This window comes from Micromonospora sp. NPDC049060, from assembly GCF_040649055.1.
Lineage (GTDB): Bacteria > Actinomycetota > Actinomycetes > Mycobacteriales > Micromonosporaceae > Micromonospora > Micromonospora reichwaldensis.
This window is the reverse complement of record NZ_JBEZEV010000012.1, coordinates 6,998-28,531: the sequence shown is the minus strand read 5'-3', so window position 1 is coordinate 28,531 and position 21,534 is coordinate 6,998. Positions and strand designations below refer to the sequence as shown.

The window sequence follows — 21,534 nt, the reverse complement described above, 5'->3', positions numbered from 1 at the left end:
AGTGGGCCGATGCGGATCGGAGAACTCGAGGGCATCGCGGCGGCACTGGGTAGCAGGGTGGTGACGACGTCGGTGTTGGCGGGCGGCTTCTCCCACGAGACGTGCCTGCTCACGCTTGCTGACGGCCAGGTCGTTGCCCGGTTCGGAGGAACGGACCCGGCGATCGAGGCCGGGGTCATGGCCGCCGCCCGTCGGCATGTGCCAGTTCCGGACGTCCTGTTGGTCACGCCCGGTGAGGACGAGAGCGTGCGGCCGGCGATGGTCATCGAGTATGTGGACGGCGATGCGCTGAGCGGGGTGCTCGCCAAGGGTGATCTCAGCAGGGTGGAAGCATGTGAGCTGGGGGCTGAGGTCGGAAGGGTCGTCGCGGAGGTCGCCGTCGTGGCGTTCGACCGGCGAGGCTTCTTCGTCGACGGGGACCTCACCGTCAAGGAGGAAGACCCGTGGTCGCAGCAACTGGTTGAGGTCGCCGAGGCGTGTATGGCCGCGGTTCCCGAGGGCCGGCTCGACGGCGGGACGCGTCGCGCCTGGGTGGAGTTGTGCGCGGCTCACTCGTCGGCGCTGGAAGGCGTCGACGGTCACACCCGGCTGGTGCATGCCGACATCAACCCGAAGAACATCCTGGTCTCTCGCGTGGGCGGCGGTTGGCGGGTGGCTGCGCTGCTCGACTGGGAGTTCAGCTATTCCGGTTGCCCGTATGGCGACGCCGCCAACATGGCCCGGTTCGGCGACGACCATCCCGCCGGCTTCCTGGACGGCTTCCGCGCGGGCTTCGCTGAGCAGCAGCCTGCGGACCTGGCCCTGGTCGAGGACTGGGCCTACGTGGGGCGGGTCCTGGACATGTTCGCGTTGAGTGACCTGGTGACCCGCCCCGTGGGGCACGCCGTCGCTGACCAGGCGGCCGAGCAGGTCCGGCGTTGGGTTGGGCGTGGCGTGCCGGACAGGGTGTGACGGGTGCCGACGAGACGGTCGTGGTGCGGGACCGGCAGGACGGCCGCTGAGGGGGCGCGAGCCGGCAGGGCCGGCCGAGGCGGTGTGCCCCGGCTGACCCTGCCAACGTCCGCGTGCTGCCCGAGGGATCAGACGCGGGACCACTTCTGGTTGGCGTCGCCCGTGCAGTCCCACAGTTGGAGCTTGCCCCCGTTGTTGGGGTTGCGGTCCCGCACGTCGACGCACCGGTTGGCGCTGAGGTTGACCAGGTCACCGGCGGCGTTCAGGGTGAAGCGCTGGGCCGGGTTGCCGTTGCAGGTGACGAGGTTGACCTCGGTGCCGTTCGCCGTGCCGGCCCAGGCCGGGTCCATGCACTTGCCCATCGCCCGGATCGTGCCGTCGGAGGCGAACGTCCAGGCCTGCGCAGCGGTGCCGTTGCAGTCCCAGATCTGGAGCTTGGCCCCGTCGACCGGGTTGGCGCTCGGGATGTCGATGCAGCGACCGCTGAGCGCGCCCCGGATGGCGTTGGTGCCCGTCGGCGGGTTGCCGCCCGAGGTGTAGCCCGAGACGCGGACGTAGTCCACGAGCATCTGCTGCGGGAACTGCGTGGAGCCGTCGGGGTAGCCCGGCCAGTTGCCGCCCACCGCCACGTTGAGGATCATGAAGAAGGGGTGGTCGAACACCCAGCGGTTGCCACCGAGCCGACCCGGGTCGACCCGGTGGAACTCGACGCCGTCGAGGTACCAGATGATCGAGTTCGGCTCCCAGTCCACCCGGTAGGTGTGGAAGGTGTCGGCGAGCGGCTGGCCGATGGTGCGGCTGCCGGTGATGCCGCCGCCGCCCGAGTAGCCCGGGCCGTGGATCGTGCCGTAGACGGTGTTCGGCTCCCGGCCGATGTTCTCCATGATGTCGATCTCGCCCGCGTTCGGCCAGCCCACGCTGCCCATGTCGTTGCCGAGCATCCAGAACGCCGGCCAGATGCCCTGCCCGCGCGGGATCTTGATGCGGGCCTCGAAGCGGCCGTACGTCTGGGTGAACGTGGCCGCCGTGAGCAGCCGGGCCGAGGTGTACTCGCACCGGCCGTAGTGGCACTGGTAGTTGGCGGGGTTCTCCCGGCGGGCGGTGATCACCAGGTTGCCCTGGCCGTCGTGCACGGCGTTGCTCGTGCTGTTGGTGTAGTACTGCCGTTCGTTGTTGCCCCAGCCGCCGCCACCGATGTCGAAGCGCCACTTGCTCTGGTTGACGGGCGTGCCGGCGGAGGCGTTGAACTCGTCCTGCCAGGTGATCCCCCCGATGGCGGCCTGCGCCGGTTCGGGGTGGATCGGCACGGAGATTGCCGCCGTGGCGGCGATGATCGCGGTCGCGGCGAGGGCGAGCGCCCACGGCCGGCGGCGGGTACGGACTCTGAACATGTAGGACCTCCTTGGCGAAACTGCGCCGGCGCGACGTCTCTCGCGGTGGTCGATCGGCCGGTCGGTGCGGGCGCGACGACGGGCGGGCACCGGGTCAGCCGCGACGCCACTTCTGGTTGGCGGCGCCGAGGCAGTCCCACAGGTGCAGGCGGGCGCCGTCGGAGTTGTTCCACTCCTTGATGTCGACGCACTTGTTGGCCTGCGGGTTGACCAGGTCGCCGGCCGCCGAGAGGACGAACTGCTGGGCCGGGTTGCCGCTGCAGTTGGCGATCTGGATGACCGCGCCGTTGGCGGTGGACCCCCACGCCACGTCCATGCACTTGTTGTTCTGCGTACGCAGCGTGCCGCCGGTGAAGGTCCAGGACTGCGCGGCGGTGCCGTTGCAGGTCCAGGTCTGCAGGGGCACGCCGTCGGAGAAGTTGGAGTTCGGCACGTCGATGCAGCGGTTGTTCCAGTTGCTGATCAGCCGGCTCCCGCCGCCGCCACCGGTGGTGACCAGAGTCAGCCCGTAGACGCCGAGGATCTCGTTGACCGGCTGGAACCAGGTCGTGCCGCCCGTGGAGCAGTTGCCGGAGCCGCCGGAGGTGACGCCCTGGGCCTGGTTGCCGGAGACCCAGGCCCCGCCGGAGTCGCCGCCCTCGGCGCAGGCGTTGCTGCGGGTCAGGCCCGACACCGCGCCCTGCGGGTAGTTGACGGTCTCGTTGCGACCCAGGATGGTCCCGCAGCGCCAGCCGGTGGTCCGCCCGGAGCGGCAGACCGAGCTGCCGATCGCCGCGTCCTGCGAGCCGGCGACCGTCACGTTGCCCCCGGCGTAGTTGTTCACCCAGGGCTGCGGCGTCCATGAGCCGTTGGTGCGTACCCACCCGTAGTCGTTGCCGGGGAACGACGATCCCGCGAACGTGCCCTGGGAGACGTTGTTGTAGCCGAGGGTGGGGCTGCCGACGCCCCCGCAGTGGCCCGCGGTGACGAAGCCGCCGACGACCGCGAAGCCTACCGAGCAGAGGGTGTTGCCGTTGATCACGTACTGGTCGCCGCCGCGGATGTCGTAGAGCGGGCGGGGCGCGTCGGCGGAGGTGACCACCTGGATCGCGTCCGCGGGCACGCGGGCGGCCTTGGCGTACGCGATCGCCTTGGCGGTAGCGCCCGGACGGGCCGTCACGACCACGCTGTTGCGGGCGACGTCGACGCGCCAGGCGTGGACGTCGCGGGGAGCGGCGTCGGCGGCCCGCCGGTCGAGGGCGCGCTTGAGCGCGTCGAGGGTGCGCTCGCTGCGGGCGACGACAGTGACGTCGGCGCCCTCGGCGCGGACGGCCGTGGCGAGGGCCGCATCCGTGACGGCGACGGTGAGGCGCTGTCCGCCGGGCGGGATCCACGCGCCGGCGAACGCCGAGCCGAGCTTCGCCCGCAGGCGCCGCTCGACCACCGGCGCCGCCGCCTCGGTGCGCAGGCGTTCGTCGACCTGGGTGGGGGTGAGGTCGAGGTCGCGGCGCATGGCCTCGACGAGGGCGGGGCTGGGGCCGGCCGGGGCCGCCGCAGCGCGGTCCGGGGCGGCGGGGGACGTGTCGCTGGCGTGGCCCGCCGCCGGGGTCAGGCCGAGGAACAGGAGGCCGGCGGCGGCGGGGACGAGCATGCGCAGTCTTCGAGACAAGGGGGTTCCTCCCGGTGCGGCGAGGGCGGCAGACGACACAAGAGAGCGCTCTCTGAAAGAAGTCTGTCGATATCTCGACACATCTGTCAAGAAGGTTGCCAGTTGTGGCCCGCGCGTCGCCCTCGGCGACGGCCGGTGCGCGCCCGCGCCGGGTCCGGCGGCGGGGGCGTCGAAGCGGCGCCGGGTCAGGCGGTGGAGAGCAGGCCGCGCGCCGCCTGGACCTGGTCGACGGCCCGGCGGAGCGCGGCCACGATCCGGTCCTCGCCGGCGGCGCCCAGCCGGGCCACCGGCACCGACAGGCTGATCGCGTCGGTGGCCGGCGCAGCCAGGGGTACGGCCGTCGCGAAGCAGACGATGCCCTCGGTGTTCTCCTCGCGGTCCACCGCGTACCCCCGCTCCCGGACGGCGGCCAGCTCGGCGCGCAGCGCGTCGGGGTCGGTGACGGTGTGCGGGGTGAGCGCGGACAACGGCCAGGTCAGCAGCCCGTCGAGCGCCTTGTCGGGGCGCTCGGCGAGCAGCGCCTTGCCCAGGGCGGTGGCGTGGGCCGGCAGTTGCCGGCCGATCGCGCTGTAGAGCCGCAGCGGGTGCACCGACTCGCGCTTGGCGAGGTAGACGATGTGCGCGCCGTCGAGGCGCCCGAGGTGGACGGTCTCGCCGAACTGCCGCGACAGGTCGTCGAGCACCCCGCCGAGCAGGCCCACGGTGTCGTCGCTGGTGAGGTACGCGGCACCGACCTGGAGCGCGCGCACCCCGAGCCCGAAGCGGGTGCCGGTCGGGTCGCTCTCGACCCAGCCGCGCTGGGCCATGGTGCGCAGGATGCCGTGCAGGCTGCTCTTCGGGATGTCCAGCGCGCGGGCCAGGTCGACCAGCGAGCGCCGCTGCGGCGAGGCGGCCAGCGCCTCCAGCACCTCCAGCGTCCGGGTGGAGGACTTCACGGGTTGGAACCCGCCGGGCAGCGTCATGGGTGCCACTCTAGCGGGGTTGACAGGCCGGGCGGCAGCGCTAGGGTCACATATGTGACTGGCGTACAGAATGATGAACAGAAACCCGCGGTCGTGGCGGCCGTCGGCGCGGCCCGGATCCTGCCGGTCGTCGTGCTCGACGACGCCCGCGACGCCGCCCCGTTGGCCGAGGCGCTGGCGCGCGGTGGGCTGCCCTGCGCCGAGGTGACCTTCCGCACCGACGCCGCAGCCGAGTCGATCCGCGTCATGTCCGAGCGGGGCGACCTGCTCGTCGGCGCGGGCACCGTGCTGACCCCGGCCCAGGTCGACCGGGCCGTCGAGGCGGGTGCCCGGTTCGTCGTCACCCCCGGGTTCTCCCCGGCCGTCGTCCGGCGCTGCCAGGAGGCGGGCGTGCCCGTCTTCCCCGGCGTCGCCACCGGCACCGAGATCCAGATGGCCCTCGACGCCGGGCTCGACACGGTCAAGTTCTTCCCCGCCGAGCAGCTCGGCGGCGTCGCGATGATCAAGGCGCTCGCCGCGCCGTACCGCTCGGTGCGGTTCATCCCGACCGGCGGGGTCAACACCGCCAACCTCTCCGACTACCTCGCCCTGCCCGCGGTCCTGGCCGTCGGTGGCACCTGGATGGTCGCCCCCGACCTGATCGCCGCCGGGCGTTGGGACGAGGTCGCCGCCCGCACCGCCGCGGCCGTCGAGGCCGCCCGACCCGCCGTGGAGGCCTGAGCCGTGCTGTCCATCCGTCCGGCCGGCGAGTGCCGGTACGACCTGGTCTCCCTCGGCGAGATCATGCTGCGACTCGACCCGGGCGAGGGCCGGGTCCGCACCGCCCGCACCTTCCGGGCCTGGGAGGGCGGCGGCGAGTACAACGTGGCGCGTGGCCTGCGCCGCTGCTTCGGGCTGCGGACCGCCGTGGTCACCGCGTTCGCCGACAACGAGGTGGGCCGGCTGCTGGAGGACCTCGTGCTCCAGGGCGGGGTGGACACGTCGCTGGTGACCTGGCTGCCCTACGACGGGGTCGGCCGCGCCGTGCGCAACGGGCTGAACTTCACCGAGCGCGGCTTCGGCGTCCGGGGCGCCGTCGGCACCTCCGACCGCGGCCACAGCGCCGCCAGCCAGCTCCGCCCCGACCAGGTGGACTGGGACCACCTGTTCGGCACCCTGGGGGTGCGGTGGCTGCACACCGGCGGCATCTACGCCGCCCTGTCCGAGACCACCCCGGAGACGATGGAGGCCGCGATGGCCGCCGCCGCCCGGCACGGCACCGTCGTCTCGTACGACCTCAACTACCGGCCCAGCCTCTGGAAGGCGGTCGGCGGGCAGGCCCGCGCCCAGGAGGTGAACCGCCGGCTGGCCCGGTACGTCGACGTCATGATCGGCAACGAGGAGGACTTCACCGCCTCGCTGGGCTTCGAGGTGCCCGACACCGACGCCTCGCTGTCGGAGCTGGAGGTGGCCAACTTCCAGCGGATGATCGAGGCGGCCACCAGGGAGTACGACAACTTCAAGGTCGTCGCCACCACCCTGCGTACGGTCCGCACGGCCACCGTCAACGACTGGGGCGCGATCGCCTGGGCCGACGGGCGGTTCGTCGAGGCGACCCACCGCCCCGGCCTGGAGATCATGGACCGGGTCGGCGGGGGCGACAGCTTCGCCTCCGGCCTGATCTACGGGCTGCTGGAGAAGGGCGACCTGGCCACGGCCGTCGAGTACGGCGCGGCGCACGGCGCGCTGGCGATGACCACGCCCGGCGACACCTCGATGGCATCCCTCCGGGAGGTCGAGGCGCTCGTCCGGGGCGCTGGCGCGCGCGTCCAGCGCTGACCCGCCGACGGCCGGCCGGCCCGGGAGCGACGCGGCTCCCGGGCCCCGGCGGCGGTCCGCAGTGCACGACGCGGCAGGCCGGCGGCCAGCACCCACGGCGGGGCCGTCACCGGCTGCCCGTCCCGCTCACTCCCCGGTGAAGTGCGGGTCGCGGCGGTCGAGGAAGGCCCGGACCGCCTCGTCGTGGTCCCGGGTCTGGTGCGCCAGCGCCTGCATCGCGGCGGAGAGCTCCAGCACGCTGTCGAGGCTCTGGTGCTGGGCCTCGCGCAGCAGCTTCTTGGCCATCCGTACGGCGTGCGGAGGGTTCGCGGCCACCCGGTCGGCCAGCCGGCGCGCCTCGGTGAGCAGTTCCTCGTGCGGCACGACCCGGGAGACCAGCCCCCACTCCAGGGCGGTGGCGGCGTCGACCCGGTCCCCGGTCAGCGTCATCTCGGCGGCCCGGGCGGCGCCGACGGCACGGGGCAGCAGCCAGGCGCCGCCGTCGCCGGGGATGATGCCGAGCTTGACGAAGCTCTCCGCGAAGAACGCCCGCTCGGAGGCGATCCGCAGGTCGCACATGAGCGCCAGGTCGCAGCCGGCGCCGACGGCCGCTCCGTTCACCGCCGCGATCAGCGGCACGTCGCACGCGTACATCGCCCGGGGGATCCGCTGGATGCCGCGGCGGTAGCCGTCGCGCAGCTCGTGCGGGGCGCCGCCGAAGAGGCCGACCCGGTCCGCCATGTCCTTGACGTTGCCGCCGGCGGAGAAGGCGCTGCCGGCGCCGGTGAGGATGACCGCCCGGACCGCCCGGTCGGCGTTGACCGCGTCGACCCGGGCCACCAACGCGTCGATCACGTCGTCGCCGGAGATGGGGTTGCGGGCCTCTGGCAGGTTGATCGTCCACGTCTCCACGGGACCGTCCCGCTCGACGAGAACCGGGTCGTCCACGTGTGTCTCCTCGGTGTGCCGCTGATCTGGTCTGCCCCGAAACCAACCACACGCCCGCCGGGCCGGCAAGGCGGGGTGCCCCGGACGGGTCTACGTCACGGCGGGCGGACAGCCGCCGTCGGCGATGCGGGCGCCGATCCTTCGACGTATTGAGATGCCCGTACCCGCAATGGCATGATCCTCGCTCCATACAGGATCATGAGCGGGGCGGATCTCGACAGGTGCGATCAACGGAGGAACCTTCCGCACGCCCGCTTCGTCTCGTCATCGCCGCACACGCCGTGTCCACGTACGGCAGCTTCCTGAACATGGTGGCGCTGGGGCTGTTCACCCTGGAGATCACGGGCTCCGCCGTGTCCACCGGGATCTTCATGGCGGTCCGCCTGTGTGCCGGCGTCCTGATGGGGCTGGTCGCCGGCACGCTGGTCAGCCGGTACGCGCGGGCCAGGCTCATGATCGGCGGCGATCTGCTGTCGGCCGGCGCGCTGGTGCTGCTGGTCGCGATGCCGTCCGCCGCGCAACCGACAATGCTGCACGCGCTGGCCGTGCTCCTCGGCGGGAGCCAGACGCTGTGGGTGGTCGCGCTGCGCAGCGGGTTGCCCGCGCTGGTCGGCCCGGACGACCTGGCCCGGGCCAACGCGAACCTGGTGGCGGCCCGCTCGGTGGCCATGCTGCTGGGCTTCGGCAGCGCGGGGATCCTCGTGACCCTGTTCGGCTACCACGCCGCGTTCCTGCTCGACGCCACCTCGTTCGCGCTGTCCGCACTGCTGCTCTCCGCGGTCCGCGCCTGGCGCGTGGTGGGCCGCCCCGCCGGGCCGCCCGCCAAGGGCTCCCGCCGCCGGGCGGGGCTCCGGCGCCTCCTGCCTTCGGTCGCCCCCGTGATCCTGGCCATGATCGCGGTGCGGTCCGTCGACGCGTTCGGGTCCGCCTCCCACAACGTGGGCCTGCCGGTGTACGCGAACCTGGCCTGGCCCGACGCCCCCGCCGCGTTCGCCGCCCTGTTCACCACGCCCTGGGCGGTCGGCAGTCTCGTCGCCGGCCGCTGGTACGCCCGGCGGGCCGCCGGCACCTCCCGCCCGGGATCGCCGAGGGCCTTCGGCGTCGCCACCTGCGCGATGTCGCTGCTGTTCGTGCTCGCCTTCGCGGGGCCCCCGATCTGGCTGGTGGCCGTCCTGGCGCTGGCCGCCGGCATGGCGGACGGCTACGCCGAGATCAGCTACACCACCCGGTTGCAGACCGTCGAGCCCTCCCGTCTGCCACAACTCATGGGCCTGGCCAGCACGGCGCAGAACGCGGGGTTCGGCATCGGCATGATCGTCAGCGCCTTCGCGCTCGACCGCCTGACGCCCCTGCCGGTGGTCGCGCTGGCGCACGGCCTGGCGCTCGCCGCCGCCGGTGCCTTCCTCATCTCCCACGCCCGTACGCCGGCGCACCGTCCGTACCGAACGCAAGAAGTCGAGGTAGCACCGTGAAGTCGACGTCCGCCGATCGCCCCGCCGCCGTCAGCCACGGCGGGGACCTCCCCGGCCCCGTCGACCATCCCCTGACCTTGGACGAGGCGCTGCTGCGGGCGGCCCGGAACCACCCGGACTCGGGCATCCGGATCGTGGGTCCCGACGGGCGCGAGGAGTTCCTCGACCACGGGCGGCTGCTCGCCGGGGCGCGTGCGGCGCTGCCCGGTCTGCGGGCCCACGGCCTGGGTCGGGGGTCCCACGTCGTCCTGCGGATCACCTCGGGCGAGCAGTACTGGCCGACCTTCTTCGGCTGCGTCCTCGGCGGGATCGTGCCGCTCACCGTCGGCGCGCCCACCGGGTACGACGCGGACAACCCCACCGCCGCCGCCCTCGTGCACGCCTGGCGGGTGCTGGGGGAGCCCGTGGTGCTGGCCGGGCCGGAGGACCTGGACGTGCTGGCCCGGCTGCCGCTGCGGGACCGGGTGGTCGCGGTGGCGGAGCTGACCGCGACGACCGCTCCCGACGGCCCCGCCCCCTCCGTACCGGAGCCGGAGGCCACGGACACCGATCCCGGGTCGGTGGCGCTGCTACAGCTCTCCTCGGGCAGCACCGGCCGGCCGAAGGTGATCCCGTTGACGCACCGGGGGCTCTCGGAGTACGCCGTCGGCGCCCGGACGATGCTCGACATCGGCCCGCGCGACGTCCTGCTCAACTGGCTTCCCCTGGACCACGTCGCCGGCCTGCTGCTTTACCACCTCGGCGGCGTCTTCCTCGGCGCCACGTCCGTCCACGTCGCCACCGAGTGGGTGCTCGACGACCCGCTGCGGTGGTTGGAGCTGATGCGGCGGCACCGGGTGACGCACAGCTGGGCGCCGAACTTCGGCCTGCGGCTGGTGGCCGACGCGGTCGCCCGGGCCCCCGGTGAACCGTGGGACCTCGGCGGCGTACGCCGTATGGTCTGCGGCGGGGAGCAGTGCCTGCCGGAGACCTTCGAGGCGTTCGTCGCCGCGACCGGGGTGCCGGCCGAGGCGATGACGCCGGCCTGGGGCATGTCGGAGACCAGCACGGGAATCACCTTCGCCTCCTTCACCGAGCCCGGCACCCGCCTCCGGATCCGTACGGCGAGCCTGGGCGGCGACCTGGAGTACGCCGAGGACGACGACCCGGCCGACGTCACCGAGTTCCTCTCCGTCGGGCCGCCCGCGCCCGGTGCCACCCTGCGGATCGTCGACGCCGCCGGCGCGGTGCTTCCCGAGGGCCGCATCGGGCGGCTCCAGGTCTCGTCGGCGCGGGTCACGCCCGGGTACCTCGCCGACCCGGAGGCGAACCGCCTGGCCTTCCCCGACGGCGACGGCTGGCTGGAGACCGGCGACCTCGCCTTCATGCGGGACGGTCGGATCACCATCACCGGCCGGGCGAAGGACATGATCATCCTCAACGGGCACAACCTGCCCTGCCACGAGGTCGAGCAGGTGGCGGGGGAGGTGGACGGGGTACGGCGCGGCCTGGTGGCCGCCGTCGGCGTACCGGAGCCCCGCACCGGCACCGAGTCGCTGGTGATCTTCTACGTGCCCGACGACGACGCGCCCGCGACGGGGGTGGCCGAGGCGGTGCGGACGGCGGTGGCCCGACGCTGGCAGGTCGTACCCGAGCGGGTGCTGTCGCTCCCCGCGGAGCAGTTCCCGCGTACCACCGGGGGGAAGATCCGGCGCGCGGAGCTGGTCCGGCGCTGCCTGGCCGAGCGGTCGCCGCAGCGGCCGCACGACGGGCGGCGGGCGACCACCGATCCCACCGGGGTCCCGGCGGCGCGCGCGGCCGGACCGGGCAGGGCGGAGGTGCGCGCCCTGCTGACCGGCATCCTCGGCGACCTGACGGGTGGCCAGGTCGACCCGGCGCGTCCGTTCTACGAGCTCGGCATCGGCTCGGTCGAGATCGTCCGTCTCCGGGCCCGCCTGGAGCGGGCACTGGAGCGCCCGGTCCCGCAACCGGTGCTCTTCGCCCACCCGACGGTCGACGCGCTCAGCGCGCACCTCGCCGCCCCGGCGGCCACGCCCACGGCGGAGCCCGTCGGCGGGCCGGTACGGGACCGGCGGATCGCGGTGATCGGCATGGCGGTCCGGTTCCCCGGAGCGCGCACGGTCGACGAGTACTGGGCGAACCTGACCGCCGGGGTGGAGAGCGTGCGTGCCTTCACACCGGACGAACTCGTCGCGGCGGGAATCCCACGCGACACCGTCGACGCCCCCGACTTCGTGGCGGCCAGCGGGGTCCTCGACGACGACGTCGCAGGCTTCGACGCGGGCTTCTTCTCGATCAGCGCCCGGGAGGCGGAGCTGCTCGACCCGCAGCACCGGCTGTTCCTGGAGACCTGTCACCACGCCTTGGAGGACGCCGGGCACCCGGGCGACGCGCGGGGGCTGCGGACCGGCCTCTACGCCGGCAGCGGAATGAACCTCTATCCGCACCACACCTACCTCCGCCAGCTCGGCCACCGGACGGTCTCCGCCGATCCGGCCGACTCGATCGGCGTCGCCCTCGGCAACCAGCCGGACTTCCTGGCCACCCGGGTGGCGTACCGGCTGGGGCTGACCGGGCCGGCGATCAACGTGCAGAACGCCTGCTCGACCTCGCTCGTGGCGGTGCACCTGGCGGTGCGGGCGCTGCTCGACGGCGAGGTCGACCAGGCGGTCGCGGGCGCCGTGGCCGTGCACGTGCCGCAGGTGACGGGTCACCGGCACACCCCGGGATCGATCCTGTCGGCGAGCGGTCGGTGCCGGCCCTTCGACGCCGACGCGGACGGAACGGTCGGCGGCAACGGCGTCGCCGCCGTGGTGCTGAAGCCGCTCGACCGGGCCCTCGCCGACGGCGACACCGTGCACGCAGTGATCATCGGCTCGGCCGTGAACAACGACGGCGCCGGCAAGGTGGGCTTCACGGCACCCGGGGTGGCCGGGCAGGTCGACGTCGCCCGGCGGGCGCTGGCCGCCGCGCGGGTCCCGGCGGAGTCGATCGGGTACGTCGAGGCACACGGCACGGGCACGGCCCTGGGCGACCCGGTGGAGCACCATGCCCTCGCCGAGGTGTACGCGGGCGGTCGACCGTTCCTCGGCTCGGTCAAGGCGAACATCGGTCACCTGGACAGCTGCGCGGGCATGGCCGGCCTGATCAAGACGATCCTGACCGTGCGTTCCGGCCGGGTCGCCCCACAGATCAACTTCCGCCGGCCGAATCCGGCGATCGACCTGGCCGCCGGCCCCTTCACGGTGACCACCCGTGGCACGCGATGGCCGGCGGACCTGCGGCCGCGCCGGGCGGCCGTCAGCGCGTTGGGGGTGGGCGGCACCAACGCCCACGTGATCGTCGAGGAGCCGCCCCCGGCGGACCGACGTCGGCCGGACGAGCCGCCGGCCCACCCCGCGCCGGGACTGCTGCCCCTGTCGGCGGCCGACCCGTCGGCGCTGGTGGAGTTGGCCGCCCGTCACCGCGACCTGCTCCGCGAGGACCCCGGGTTGGCGTTGGCAGACGTGGTCACCAGCGCCGGGCGGCGCAGACGCCACCTCCGGCACCGCCTGGTCGCGCTCGGCACCTCGGCCGCCGAGCTGGCCGACGGCCTCGACCGGTACGTCCAGGCGGGCGTGGCGGGAAACGTGCTGACCGGCCGGGCGGAGCCGGAGGGCGTCACCCCGATCGCGCTGGCCTTTCCCGGGCAGGGCGACCGTCGCTGCGTCGTCCTCGATCTCGCCGAGCGGTTCCCGGTCGCGCGGGACGTGTTGGCCGAGGGGGCCGACGCGTACCGCCGGGCGACGGGTGGCGACCTCGTCGCCCGGCTGCGGGAACACCCCGTCGGAACGGGCCGCCCGACGGACGTGGCGCAGCCGGCGCTGGTGGTCACCGCGGTGGCGTTCGCCGAGCTGTGGCGGTCGTGGGGGCTCACGCCGGACGTCGTCCTCGGCCACAGCGTGGGCGAGTACGCCGCACTGGTCGTGGCCGGTGCGCTGTCCCTACGCGACGCGGTCGGGCTGGCCGCGCACCGGGGCGCCCTGATGCGCGACGCGCTGCCACCCGGCGCGATGTGCGCGGTGCTGGCCGACGAAGCGACGGTCGGTGAGCTGCTGCGTGGGTCGACGGCGGAGATCGCCGCCCGCAACGGCGCGGAGCACCACGTGCTCGCGGGGCCCCCCGAGGCCCTGGCGGCGGTCGTCCGGGAAGCCGAACGGCGGGGCGTGGCGATCCGTCCGCTCCCGGTCGACCGGGCGTTCCACTCGACCGGCGTGGACGCGGTCCTCGACCGGCTCCGCCGGATGATCGGGGAGGTGCAGTTCGCACCGACCCGCCTGCCCCTGATCAGCAGCCTGGACGGCCGGGTACGCCCGCCCGGCTGGCTGCCGGACGCCGACCACCTGTGCCGGCAGGCGCGCGAGCCGGTCGCCTGGAGCGCCGCCGTGGCCACCCTCGCCGAGCAGGGCGTGCGGTCGGTCGTCGAGGCGGGCGCGGACGGGGCGCTGACCGGCATCGCCCGCGGCGCGGGATCCGACCTGCGGTGGGTGCCGTCGCAACGCCGTGGCACCCCACCGGTCGACGGGCTGTGGCGGGCCGTCGCGGAGTTGCACGTGGCGGGGTTCCCGGTCGACTGGGCCGCGCTGACCGCCGACTGCGGTGGCCGGGCGGTGCCACTGCCGGCCTATCCGTTCCAGCGCCGGCGGTTCTGGGCCTCCGCGCCCGGGGCGGCCGACATTTCCGCCGCGACCGGCACCTCTGCCGCGACGGACGTGCGGGTCGCGGCCGGCACCTCTGCCGCGCCTGACGTGCGGGTCGCGGCCGGCACCTCTGCCGCGCCTGACGTCCGGGTCGCGGCCGGCACCTCTGCCGTGAGCGACGTGCGGGTTGCGGCCGGCGGGTCCGCCGCGGGCGGCGCGGCCGGATCGTCGGCGACCGCCGAGCCGGGGCCGCCCCGGCCGTCGGCCGGACACGACGTCGGGGCCGAGCAGGTGCTCGCGCGCATCCGGGCCCTCACGGCCGAGCGGCTCGGACTGGACGTGGGAGAGGTCGATCCGGACGAGACCTTCCTCGACCTCGGTGCCGACTCGCTGCTCCTGATCACCATGTCCCGGGAGATCGACCACGCGTTCGGGGTGCGGGTTCCCGTCCGGGACCTGTTCGCCGCCGTGGACACCCCCCGCCGGCTCGCCGAGGCGGTGACGCGCGGCGTCTCGGCCGGCGTGCTCCCTCCGGCGACCCCGCCGACCGCGTCGCCCTCCGTCCCTGTCGCGCTGGTCCCCGTGTCCGCCGCGTCGGTTCCCGTGCCTGCCGCGTCAGTTTCCGAGCACGGCACGTCGGTACCCGTGCCTGTCGCGCCGGTAACGCTGGTTCCCGCCGGGCCGGTGCCCGTGCCTGTCGCGCCGGGTCCCGCGCCTGCTGCGCCGGTTCCCGCCGGGCCGGTGCCCGTGCCCGTCGCTTCGGCGGCACCGGCCGACCCGGGCGACGCACCCCGGGACGTGCCGGCCGACCTCGTCACGATCGTGCACCGCCAGCTGGACCTGATGCGCGACCAGCTCGCTCTTCTCGGCGCCGCCACGGGCGCCACCGGCGCCACCGCCACCACCGGCGCCACGGGCGGCAACGGCGGCGGCGCGACCGGCGGCGGCAACGGCGGCACCAGTGGTGGCGGCGCGGCCGCCGCCCCCGAGCCGTCGACGCGGCCGGCGCCGGCCGCGTCGGTCGCCGGCGTGCCGGACACCGTCGACTTCAGCCTGTACTTCTTCGGCGACTACCCCGACTCGGCCCGGGACGACGCCTACGGAACCATCATCGAGGCCGCCGAGTTCGCCGACACCCACGACTTCCACGCGGTGTGGTTGCCCGAACGGCACTTCCACTCCTTCGGCGGGCTCTTTCCCAACCCGTCGGTGCTCGCCGCGGCACTCGCGACCCGGACCCGCCGGCTGCGCCTCAACGCCGGCTCGGTGGTGCTGCCCCTGCACCATCCCGTCCGGGTCGCCGAGGAATGGTCCATGGTGGACAACCTCTCCGGAGGGCGGGTCGGGCTGGGATGCGCGCCCGGATGGCACGCCAACGACTTCGTCTTCTACCCGGACAACTACCGTCGCCACAAGCAGGTGATGTACGACAATCTCGACACCGTACGGCGGCTCTGGCGCGGTGAGGCGATCACCGCGCGGTCGGGCAGCGGGGAAGACGTCGACATCCGCCTGTTCCCCCGCCCGGTGCAGGCGGAACCGCCGACCTTCACGGCGATCGTCGGCAACCCGGACAGCTACCGGGAGGCGGCCCGTCGCGGCCTGGGCGTGGTCACCAACCTGATGACACAGGACGTCGCGCGGCTGGCCGAGAACGTCGCGCTGTACCGGCGCACCCGGGCCGAACACGGTCTCGATCCCGCTGCGGGGCGGGTGGTGGTGCTGCTGCACACCTTCCTCGGCGACGACGCCGAGCAGGCGCGGGCCATGGCGTTCGAGCCGTTCTGTGCCTACCTGCGCTCCTCGTTCAGCCTGCTCGGCCAGGTGGTCAACAGCCTGGGCATGAACGTCGACCTCGCCGACACCCCCGACGAGGACGTCCGGTTCGTGTTGTCCCGTGCCTACCAGCGGTACTGCGAGCAGCGGGCCCTGATCGGCTCGCCGGAGAGTTGTCGGCCGGTGCTCGACGCGGTCCTCGACGCCGGCGCCGACGAGATCGCCTGCTTCGTCGACTTCGGCCTGCCGGCGGGGGCCGTGCGGGACGGCCTGCCGGCCATCGACGCGCTGCGGCGGGCCACGCCCCGTCGACCGGCCCCGGCTGCGGCCCCGGCCCCGGCCCCGGCTGCGGCTGCGGCTGTGGTCCCGGTCCCGGCCACGGCAGCGGTCCCGGCCACGGCAGCGGCCCCGGCCCCGGCGGCGGCCCCGGTCCCGGCAACGGCCGCGGTGGTCGTCGGGACGGCGGCGCCGGTGGCCGTCGGGATCGCCGTGCCGCCGACCGTCGAGATCGCGCCGTTGACGCCCGGCCAGCGTCGGCTGTGGCTGGTCGAGCAGGCGTACGCGGGTACCCCGGCCTACACGGAAGGCGTGGCCGTGCGGCTGTGCGGCGCGCTCGACACGGGAGCGCTGCGCGGGGCGTTGCAGGACGTCGTGGACCGGCACGCGCCACTGCGGACGACCTACCGCGAGGTCGACGGGCAACCCTGCCAGGTCGTCCGGCCGACGGCGACGGTCGACCTGCCGGTGCGGGAGCATTCCGGTGCCGACGAGGACGCCGTGGTGCGGGCCGCGATGGCCCGGGAGAGCGCGCGGGTGTTCGACCTCGTCGAGGGGCCGGTCTTCGCGTTCGAGCTGCTGCGCTTCTCCCCGACACACCACGTGCTGGTGATGTCGTTCCACCACCTGGCCACCGACGGCGGCTCGTACGCGATCCTCACCCGCGAGGTCGGCGCGTGCTACCGGGCCCGGTCGACCGGTACGACGGCCGCGCTGCCCCCGCTGCCGGTCACCTACCCGGAGCTGGCCCGGGCGCGGGCCCGGTCGGCCCGGGACGGCGTGGACAAGAGCCTGGCGTACTGGCTCGACCTGCTCGATCCGCTGCCGCCCACCCTCGTGCTGCCCTCGGACCGGCAGCGACCGGCCACGGTCTCGGCCGCCGGTGGGAGTCTCCTCGCGGAGATCCCGGTGGAGCTGACCGAACGGGTCCGGCAGCTCAGCCGCGTCGAGCGGGTCACCCCGTTCACCACGCTGCTCAGCGCGATCGGGGTGGCGCTGTTCCGGTTCAGCGGCCAACCGGACCTGGTGCTCGGCACCGGCATGAGCGGCCGCGACGAGGATTCCGAGGACCTGATCGGGTTCTTCGTCGACACCGTGCCGCTGCGGCTGGACCTCACCGGTGACCCCACCTTCCGGGAGTTGCTCGCCCGGGTCCAGTACCGCTCGGCGGACGGGTACGAACACGCGGGCGTGCCCTTCGACGACCTCGTCGGCGCGCTCGCCCCGAACCGGGAGGCCGGCCGCCACCCGCTCTTCGACGTGGTCGTGGAGTACGAGCGCGGCGCCCCCGCGTTCCAGTTCGACCTGCCGGGGGTCACCGCCGAGCCGATCCCGGTGGGCCTGGACAAGGCCCCGGTCGACCTGGTCGTCTACCTGTCCCACGGCGACACCGTGCGCTGCCACGTCGAGTACCGGACCGACGTGCTCGACCGGGCGACGGTGCGTCGCCTGCTGGACTACGTCGAGCGGCTGCTCGACCGGGCGACCCGGGAGCCCGACGAGCCGCTGTCGGGCCTGGCGGCGTACCTGGACGACTCCGCCGACCGCCTGCACGGGCCGCGGACACCCGTCGGCGACGCCCGGCTGCACGAGTTGTTCCTGCGGCAGGCGGCCCGCACCCCGGACGCCGTGGCGGTCGTGTGCGGGCCGACCCGGTGGACGTACCGCGAACTGCGCGAGCGGGCCGACCTGCTCGCCCGCCGGATCGCCGCCGCCGGCGTCGGGCCCGACGACCTCGTCGCGGTGCTCCTGCCGCGCCGACCGGAGCTGATCGCCGCCCAGCTCGCCGTGCTGATCGCCGGCGCGGGCTTCATCCCCCTTGATCCGGGGCTGCCCGCCGCCCGGGTGGCCACCCTGTTCGCCGACAGTGGCGCCCGGCTGCTGGTCACCACGAGGGACGTGGACGCGCCGACGGACGCGGTCTGCCTGCGGGTCGAGGATCCCGGTGACCCGGACCTGCCGGCCCCGAGCCGGGTGCCGACGGCGGAGCAGGTGGCCTGGTGCGTCCACACGTCCGGCTCGACCGGCCGGCCGAAGGGCGTCCTGGTGCCGCACCGGGCCGCCGTGGACGCCGTCGACTGGCACGTGCGGGCCCTCGCCCTCACCGGAGCCGACACCGTCGGCCACGCGCTCGGGCTCGGCTTCGACGCGAACCTCGCCGAGATCCATCCGGCGCTCGCCGCCGGCGCCACCGTGCATCTCGTACCGGAGGAGGCGCGGACCGACCCCGCGGCCCTCGTCGAGGAGTGGGCCCGCGGCGGCGTCACGGTGGCCTTCCTGCCGGCGCCGCTCGCCGAGCTGGTCTTCGCCCTTCCGACGCCCGCGCACGCCCCGCGCACGCTCGTCGTGGGCGGCAGCCAGCTCCGGCGCCGACCGCCCGCCGACTTCCCGGCCGAGGTGATCAACGCCTACGGTCCGACCGAGTGCAGCATCGTCGCCACGGCGGGTCCCGTGCGGGCGGACGTCCCGGGCCCGGTCGACATCGGCACCCCGGTCGACAACCATCGGCTGTACCTGCTGGACGAGCGCGGTGTGCCGGTGCCACGGGGGGCGGTGGGGGAGCTGTACGTCGGCGGAAGCGGCGTGGCCCGGGGCTACCTCGGCCGACCCGCGGCGACCGCCGCCGCCTTCCTGCCCGATCCCGGCCTGCCCGGGGCACGGGTCTACCGGACCGGAGACCTGGTCCGGGAACGGGGAGACGGGACCCTCGAGTTCGTCGGCCGGGTGGACGACCAGGTCAAGATCGCCGGACAGCGGACGGAGCCCGGCGAGGCCACTGCGGAGCTGGCCACGCTGCCCGGGGTACGCCAGGCCACCGTCATCGCGCGGCACGACCGGGGCGACGAGCCGTACCTCGCCGCGTACGTCGTGGCGGACGACGACGGGGAACCGGCCGCGACCCGCGCGGAGCGACTCGCCGCCGTGCTGGCCGAGCGCCTGCCCGCACACCTCGTGCCCCGGGCCTGGGTGCTGCTGGACACCCTGCCCACCACGGACAACGGCAAGGTGGACCGGTCGCGGCTGCCGGCACCCGCCGTGACCGGCGCCGCCGACCGGCCCCGCACCGCCATGGAGCAGCTCGTCCACGACGCCTGGTGCGCCGAGCTCGGGGTGGCCCGGCTGCCGGTGGACGTCCCCTTCTTCGCCGCGGGCGGTCACTCCCTGGCGGCCGTACGGTTGGCGAACCGGCTGACGGAACTGCTGGACCTGAAGGTCGGCACGCACCGCGTGCTGCGCAGCCCGGGCATCCGGGCGATGGCGCGGGACCTGACGACCGCGGAGGTCGGGTCCGAGGTCGTGGACCGGGCGCCGGCGACCTACCCGCAGGAACTGATGTGGCACCGCCAGCGGCAGGCCCCCGACCCGCCGGCCGTGCACATGGCGGTACGGGTGACCCTCGCCGGTCGGCTCGACGTGCCGGCCCTGCAACGGGCGGTCGACGGCCTGGTCGCCCGGCACGAGGCGCTGCGCACCCGCCTGGTGGAACGCGCCGGTGAGCTGGTCCAGGAGGTGCTCCCGGCCCGGCCGGGGACCCTGCCGGTGCGCGAACTCGCCGCCGACGAGGTCGAGCAGTGGTGCGTGCGGACCGGCCGCGAGCCCTTCTCGGAGGACACGGGACCATGGCTGCGGGCCCGGCTGGCGCGACTCGACGACGACGCGTGGGTGCTGATGCTGGTCGTGCACCATCTCTGCGGTGACGGCTGGTCGATGCTCCAACTGCTCGACGAGCTGGGCAGGAGCTACGCCGCAGAGACCGGCCAGGGTGCGGCCCCCGCCGCGCCCACGGCCCGCTACGTCGACCACGCGCGCCGGCAACGGGCGACCGCCGTCCCGCCGGACGTACTGCGGTACTGGCGGGACCAGCTCGCCGGAGCGCCCCGCGCCGTGTCGTTCCCGGCCGACTGCCCACGGCCGGCGCGACCGTCCGGCCGGGGCAGCGAGTACGCCTTCGACGTCCCGGCTGAGCTGACCGACCGCCTGACCGGCCTCGCCGAGCGCTGCGGCACGACCCTGTTCCCCGTCCTGGCCAGCGGGTACGCGCTGCTCGTGCGCGAACTCACCGGCGCCCGTGACGTGGTCCTCGCCTGCCCGTACGCCCACCGCGACCACCGCGAGGACGAGTCGGTCGTGGGCCTGTTCACCAGCCCGCTGCTGCTGCGGCCCCCGCTGGCGGGCGCGGCGTCCTTCGCGGAGCTGGTGGCCGGCACGGACGAGGTGTTCCTCGACGCGATCCGGCACCAGCCGGCGCCCCTGGTCGAGGTGTACGCGGCCCTCGACCCGCAGTGGCGGGTCGGCATGCCACCACCGGTCGCCACGACGCTGTTCGGCTGGAATCCGGGGATGCCGGAGGTGCGGCTGCCGGGGCTCGTGGCGCACGCCACCGACCAGGGGCTCGGCTGCGCCCGCCGGGACTACGCCACGGTCGTCACTCCGCACGAGGGCGGCCTGCGGGGCGTCGTGGAGTACTCCACGGACCTGTTCGACCGGGCGACGGTGGCGGCCTGGTGCGACCGCTTCGTCGCCATTCTCGTCGCGGCCGCCGACGAGGGGCCGGGGCAGGTCGCGGCGCGCACTATGGTCGGATCATGACCTCGGGCACCGGCAACTCCGACGACTGGACCACTCCCGGGACGTTCGAGGTCGCCCCGGGCGTCCATCGCGTGCCGCTGCCGCTGCCGAACGACGGCCTGCGCGCGGTGAACGTGTACGTCCTGCGCGACGACGACGGTCTCGTGCTCGTCGACTCCGGGTGGGCGATCGCCGAGGCGCGCTCCGCGCTCGACGCGGCGCTCAAGGAGCTGGACTGCTCGCTGGGGGACGTGCGCCGGTTCCTCGTCACGCACGTGCACCGCGACCACTACACGCAGGCCGTGCACCTGCGCCGCGAGTACGGCATGCGGGTGAGCCTCGGCGCCGGCGAACGCGAGAGCCTGGCGGTGTCCATGACGCCGCACCGGAACCCCCTCGCCGAGCAGCTCGGCCGCCTGCGGCTGCTGGGCGCCGGCGAGCTGGCCGACACCCTGGCGGGGCTGACCGGGACGCGGCTGAGCACCGAGGACTGGGGCCTGCCGGACGACTGGTTCCACGACGGTCAGCAGATCAGGCACGGCGAGCGCACCCTGCACGTCGTCGAGACGCCGGGCCACACGCGCGGGCACGTCGTCTTCCACGACACCGGCTCGCACCTGTTGTTCGCCGGTGACCACGTACTGCCCACCATCACGCCCTCCATCGGCTTCGAGGCCGCACTGTCGGCGAACCCGCTCGGCGACTTCCTGGCATCGCTCGCGCTGGTGCGGCGGCGACCGGACGCGCGGCTGCTCCCGGCGCACGGGCCGGTGACCCCGAGCGTGCACGCGCGGGTCGACGAACTCGTCGCGCACCACGGCGCGCGGCTCGACGAGACGGAGGCCGCCGTGGCCCGGGGGGCGAGTTCGGCGTACGAGGTCGCCGGGCGGCTGCGCTGGACCCGACGGGAGCGCCGGCTGGGCGACCTCGACGTGTTCAACGCCATGCTCGCCGTCACCGAGACCGCGGCGCACCTGGACCTCCTGGTCGCCCAGGGCCGCCTGACCCGGTCCGACGTCGACGGGCTGCGCCGCTACGCCACCGCCTGACCCGCCGGGGCCCCGC

10 protein-coding genes are annotated in these 21,534 nt (G+C 74.5%); 6 read left to right on the top strand and 4 right to left on the bottom strand.

The annotated features are described in order from the left end of the window. Positions 1-9 precede the first annotated feature (9 nt). Complete coding sequence (locus AB0B83_RS07890; RefSeq protein WP_357577528.1) at positions 10-951, top strand: phosphotransferase; 942 nt, start codon at positions 10-12, stop codon at positions 949-951. 128 nt (positions 952-1,079) lie between these two features. Here AB0B83_RS07890 and AB0B83_RS07885 read toward each other — a convergent pair whose 3' ends face one another. The 3 genes from AB0B83_RS07885 to AB0B83_RS07875 form a co-directional block, all read right to left on the bottom strand. Next, positions 1,080-2,342 (bottom strand): family 16 glycosylhydrolase, encoded by a 1,263-nt coding sequence (locus tag AB0B83_RS07885; RefSeq protein WP_357577527.1) that lies wholly within the window; start codon positions 2,340-2,342, stop codon positions 1,080-1,082. 94 nt (positions 2,343-2,436) lie between these two features. Then, positions 2,437-3,972 carry a ricin-type beta-trefoil lectin domain protein gene (locus AB0B83_RS07880; RefSeq protein WP_357577575.1) on the bottom strand — a complete coding sequence of 512 codons (1,536 nt, stop codon included), beginning with the start codon at positions 3,970-3,972 and terminating at the stop codon, positions 2,437-2,439. A gap of 203 nt (positions 3,973-4,175) precedes the next feature. After that, entirely contained in the window at positions 4,176-4,952 is a 777-nt protein-coding gene (locus tag AB0B83_RS07875; protein ID WP_357577526.1) for an IclR family transcriptional regulator, read from the bottom strand. Between the two features lie 54 nt (positions 4,953-5,006). On the opposite strand from AB0B83_RS07875, the gene eda reads away from it, so the two are divergent. Together eda and AB0B83_RS07865 are read left to right on the top strand one after the other, a co-directional pair. After that, on the top strand, positions 5,007-5,672 hold the full coding sequence (gene eda / locus AB0B83_RS07870) for a bifunctional 4-hydroxy-2-oxoglutarate aldolase/2-dehydro-3-deoxy-phosphogluconate aldolase (RefSeq protein WP_357577525.1): 666 nt from the start codon (positions 5,007-5,009) through the stop codon (positions 5,670-5,672). 3 nt (positions 5,673-5,675) lie between these two features. Further along, positions 5,676-6,770 (top strand): sugar kinase, encoded by a 1,095-nt coding sequence (locus tag AB0B83_RS07865; protein ID WP_132235695.1) that lies wholly within the window; start codon positions 5,676-5,678, stop codon positions 6,768-6,770. Between the two features lie 126 nt (positions 6,771-6,896). Here the strand turns inward: AB0B83_RS07865 and AB0B83_RS07860 are convergent, their stop codons facing one another. Then, a complete protein-coding gene (locus AB0B83_RS07860; RefSeq protein ID WP_357577524.1) occupies positions 6,897-7,697 on the bottom strand; it encodes a crotonase/enoyl-CoA hydratase family protein in 801 nt (266 codons plus the stop codon). 281 nt (positions 7,698-7,978) lie between these two features. On the opposite strand from AB0B83_RS07860, the gene AB0B83_RS07855 reads away from it, so the two are divergent. The 3 genes from AB0B83_RS07855 to AB0B83_RS07845 are packed head-to-tail and all read left to right on the top strand — an operon-like array spanning position 7,979 to position 21,518. After that, positions 7,979-9,169 carry an MFS transporter gene (locus tag AB0B83_RS07855; protein WP_357577523.1) on the top strand — a complete coding sequence of 397 codons (1,191 nt, stop codon included), beginning with the start codon at positions 7,979-7,981 and terminating at the stop codon, positions 9,167-9,169. Further along, on the top strand, positions 9,166-20,490 hold the full coding sequence (locus tag AB0B83_RS07850; RefSeq protein ID WP_357577522.1) for a MupA/Atu3671 family FMN-dependent luciferase-like monooxygenase: 11,325 nt from the start codon (positions 9,166-9,168) through the stop codon (positions 20,488-20,490). The genes AB0B83_RS07855 and AB0B83_RS07850 overlap by 4 nt, the downstream gene beginning before the upstream one ends. Next, positions 20,487-21,518, top strand: coding sequence for an MBL fold metallo-hydrolase (locus AB0B83_RS07845; protein ID WP_357577521.1), 1,032 nt, complete (start codon positions 20,487-20,489; stop codon positions 21,516-21,518). Before AB0B83_RS07850 ends, AB0B83_RS07845 begins: the two co-directional genes overlap by 4 nt. Positions 21,519-21,534 lie beyond the last annotated feature (16 nt).